Consider the following 3865-nt stretch of genomic DNA (forward strand, 5'->3'; position numbering starts at 1 on the left):
TATGGGACATTTGGTCATGGCCGTGAACGTGGCCGTGTTCGGCACCTTTGGAGAAAAATTCCAATATTATTTGGAACAAAATCCCCAACATTATAAATATTCCCACATTGTTATTCTCGCTTTGATATACATCAGGAAGTAAATGCATTACGGTTAGCGACAGTAAAAAAGAGCCACTGAATGCCAACAATAATTTAAGATTGGTTTTGTTTTTGGGTTTCAAAAACAAGGCGATTATATACCCAATTAGTACTGAAAATAATGGTAAAAGATAATTCATTATTTAAAAATCATTATTAATCGTTCGCTATCAGTTTTGTGGAATTTTTTCAATTTATAATCTCCAAAAATGTCTAAAAGAAAAATCCCGGCTTCTTCCATCATTTGTTCAAAATCTTGGAGCGTTAGGGCTTTTACTTTTTCGGTGAAATGATATTTTTCGCCTTGGTCTTCAAAGTCAATTTCCTTATAAATATGTCCATCGCTTACATATCTTTTGATGTGAAAGTCAATATCTTCAACAGTTTTTACTTCTTCAGGAACTAAATTATTCACTACTTGGTTCACGTTCATAAAGTCGATAACGGCAAAACCGTGTTCAGTAAGACTTTCTTTCATCGCTTTTAAAGTGGTCAAATTGTCTTCGTCATTTTCGAAATAACCAAAACTAGTGAACAAATTAAATATGGCGTCAAACTTGTCTTCGAAAGTTTCTCGCATATCGTGAACCTGAAAAGTTAAAGTTTTATTTTTGTTTTTATTGGCTTCAGCAATACTGTTTTCAGACAAATCAGCCCCTACAACTTCGTAACCTAATTGGTTCAAATAAATAGAATGTCGTCCTTTGCCACAAGCTAAATCGAGTACTTTTGCTTTCTCAGGAAGGTTAAGATAATGTGTCAGATTATCCATAAAAACTTGGGCTTCTCTATAATTTCGTTCTTTATAAAGGATGTGGTAATAAGGAGTGTCAAACCAAGAGGCAAACCAGTTGTGTGTTTTGGATTTTAGTGAATTCGGCATTTATTCTTTTTCTATATAATTCAATTCGTGCAAATTTAGTGTATTTTTGCACCGAATACTTGATTTTACAATGGAAAATAATTTTAGAATGATTGCCAAAACCTTTTTTGGTTTTGAAGAAATACTAGCAAATGAATTGAAAATGCTTGGCGCACAAGATGTCGAGCAAGGAGTGAGAATGGTTAGTTTTAAAGGAGATAAAGGTTTTATGTACAAGGCGAACTTGTCATTAAGAACTGCTTTGAAAATTTTGAAACCTATTTATTTCTTCAAAGCAAGAGACGAACAGGCTTTATACAAAGGAATTTCGGGCGTGAACTGGTCGAAATTTATCAGTGCTAATCAGACTTTTGTGATTGATGCTACCGTGCATTCGGAGTATTTTAATCATTCGGAATTTGTTTCTCAAAAATGTAAAGATGCCATCGTGGATCAGTTTCGTGAACGTACAGGACAGCGTCCGAGCATTGAAAAAATTCATCCTGATTTGCGAATCAATATTCATATTGACAAAGACCAAGTTTCGGTAGCTTTGGATACTTCCGGTAATTCTTTACACCAACGTGGTTATAGAACAGCAACCAATATTGCTCCTATCAACGAAGTTTTGGCAGCTGGAATTTTGTTGCTTTCGGGTTGGGATGGTCAAGGTGATTTCTTAGATCCAATGTGTGGTTCTGGTACTTTTTTGGCGGAAGCTGCAATGATTGCTTGTAATATTCCGGCCAATATTAATCGCAAGGAATTCGCTTTCGAAAAATGGAATGATTGGGACAATGATTTGTTTGACCAAATTATGGATTCCTTGATGAAGAAAATTCGAGAATTTCATTACACTATAAAAGGGTACGATAAAGCTCCAAGTGCTGTGATGAAAGCTAAAGACAATATTAAAAATGCCAATCTGGACGAATATATCACCATCGAAGAAAGAAACTTTTTTGATACCGAGAAAACTTCAGAAGGTAAATTGCATATGGTTTTCAATCCACCTTATGATGAGCGATTGGATATTCATATGGAAGAATTCTACAAGAATATTGGAGACACCTTGAAGAAAAATTATCCAGGAACAAACGCTTGGTTTATCACAGGAAATCTCGAAGCCTTGAAATTTGTTGGTTTAAAACCTTCTCGAAAAATTAAACTTTTCAATGCAAGCATCGAAGCGCGATTAGTAAAATATGAAATGTATGAAGGAAGCAAGAGAACGAAGTTTCAAGTAACAGATGGTAGTGTTCAGTAATTGACCTTAAACCTTAAACCCAACACCTAACACCCAAAAATATGACCAAATTACAAGTAAGAGCATTTCTATACCAACTAGGTTGTTTTGCAATATTATTTATTTCTATTCAGTTTTTAGTGGCAAAATACACCCATCTAACTGGATTATGGATTCCAATGACAGCTTTTGTGATAGGAACAATTTTGGCTCCAAAATTTCAAGCAGTAAAAACCAAAGATGGAGAGAAACTATTTATGAAATGGATGTTTATAAAGGGAATTAAGGATATAACTTAATTGAGAATTATTCCTTTTTAGGGGTTACTTTCTTCTTATAAATAGGTACAAAATAAGTAATCGTATAGTTTAATCCCACACCAAAATCACCATTGTAGGTTCTGTTAAATCCTGGGATATAAAGGTTGTCAAAATTGGCAGGTTTATGATTCGAAATCAATCGATTCAATCGAAGACTAAAACCTACAAATACATTATTGATGACTTTTGCTTTTACTCCAGCAACAACTTCGATCCAGCTGGCAGTTAATCCGCTAAATTTTTCTCCAGATACAATTGTTGGCATTTCACCCCAATAAGGATTTGGATTGTAAATTCTGTAACTGTTCAATTCTTGGCTAAAAGTACTTGCACCATAACGCAAACCAATAGAAATTATATTTTCCATATCAAGCCAGTTTTCGTAGCCGTTATAATCAAAACCAACTTTTAAATAAGTACCTTTTGCTGTTGTATTCAAACGAGTATCATCGGTGGTTTTGCTTTCATTTCCGAGTTCGGCTGCCAAAAAATATTTTTTTGTTAATCGGTAATCACCAACAAATTCGATTCCTTTATAGTTTTTGTCATATAAAGCACGTGTCATTTTATACAAATCGGCGCCCACACGCAAACCGTAACGATCCTTTTTTACCAGAATAGAATCGGTTTTAACAATTGTCGAAACTTTGGTTATTGCCTGCTTTGGAGATTCAGGAATCTCGCCTTCTATCTTAGTTTTAGAAGTATTTTTTAGAACAGTTTCTTGTGCCTGAGTCAAAAACAACGATATCAAAAGCAAAAAACTAAAAGAATATTTTAATGTGTGTTTCATTTTCATTATCGATGTTATTTTTTTCAACCGAGATAGCTTTTATCCACAAAAGGTCTGGAATAGTTGCATCGGAATGAATATAAGGATTGGTTGTATTTAATAAAAAAACAGTTTTAAAACCACAAGCTCTTGATACAAAAAGATTATCACGAGTATAATTGAAAGTGATTTTATCTTCGTTAATCAATGTAGGGTTTGCATTTTCATAATTCAATATAAAACTATAAGTCGTAGTATCTGCATCTATTTTTAAAGGAATTGAAATAGAACTTGCATTAGTTAAATATTGAGAGCCGTCAGTTGCGGTGCTAAAAACAATTCCTTCGGGAGCTCCGTCACCAATGACTTTTAAATTGGTCACTTTTTTCAATAAAGACGGCGTAGTAATATCATAAAAATCTATCACAAGTCGGGGAGTTGTAGAGGTATTGGCATCACAAATATCGTCTTTCTCACAACTGGAGAAAGAGAATGTTGCAATCAGTAAAAGTATAATTATTTTTT

At 33.8% G+C, this 3865-nt stretch carries 5 protein-coding genes and 1 pseudogene; 2 read left to right on the top strand and 4 right to left on the bottom strand.

Annotated elements, in window-relative coordinates:
- Positions 1-280 (bottom strand): annotated as a pseudogene (locus tag PHC28_RS16750) (ZIP family metal transporter); the annotation flags it as partial.
- Positions 280-1023, bottom strand: coding sequence for a class I SAM-dependent methyltransferase (locus tag PHC28_RS16755; RefSeq protein ID WP_300103294.1), 744 nt, complete (start codon positions 1021-1023; stop codon positions 280-282). The gene PHC28_RS16755 and the pseudogene PHC28_RS16750, both read right to left, overlap by 1 nt.
- 70 nt (positions 1024-1093) lie before the next feature.
- On the opposite strand from PHC28_RS16755, the gene PHC28_RS16760 reads away from it, so the two are divergent.
- Entirely contained in the window at positions 1094-2269 is a 1176-nt protein-coding gene (locus PHC28_RS16760; RefSeq protein WP_300103296.1) for a THUMP domain-containing protein, read from the top strand.
- A gap of 41 nt (positions 2270-2310) precedes the next feature.
- On the top strand, positions 2311-2547 hold the full coding sequence (locus tag PHC28_RS16765; RefSeq protein WP_300103298.1) for a hypothetical protein: 237 nt from the start codon (positions 2311-2313) through the stop codon (positions 2545-2547).
- Between the two features lie 7 nt (positions 2548-2554).
- On the opposite strand, the gene PHC28_RS16770 is transcribed toward PHC28_RS16765, so the two are convergent.
- Complete coding sequence (locus tag PHC28_RS16770) at positions 2555-3361, bottom strand: DUF6048 family protein (RefSeq protein ID WP_300103300.1); 807 nt, start codon at positions 3359-3361, stop codon at positions 2555-2557.
- Positions 3333-3865 (bottom strand): DUF6452 family protein (locus tag PHC28_RS16775; protein WP_300103302.1); only part of this gene is annotated, 533 nt, incomplete at its 5' end. The genes PHC28_RS16770 and PHC28_RS16775, both read right to left, overlap by 29 nt.

The organism is Flavobacterium sp. (assembly GCF_028712645.1).
In the GTDB taxonomy this organism is placed as follows: Bacteria; Bacteroidota; Bacteroidia; order Flavobacteriales; family Flavobacteriaceae; genus Flavobacterium.

Coding starts and splice junctions, on each gene's coding strand:
- PHC28_RS16755 (WP_300103294.1), bottom strand. CDS start 1,023: ATGCCGAATTCACTAAAATCCAAAACACACAACTGGTTTGCCTCTTGG.
- PHC28_RS16760 (WP_300103296.1), top strand. CDS start 1,094: ATGGAAAATAATTTTAGAATGATTGCCAAAACCTTTTTTGGTTTTGAA.
- PHC28_RS16765 (WP_300103298.1), top strand. CDS start 2,311: ATGACCAAATTACAAGTAAGAGCATTTCTATACCAACTAGGTTGTTTT.
- PHC28_RS16770 (WP_300103300.1), bottom strand. CDS start 3,361: ATGAAACACACATTAAAATATTCTTTTAGTTTTTTGCTTTTGATATCG.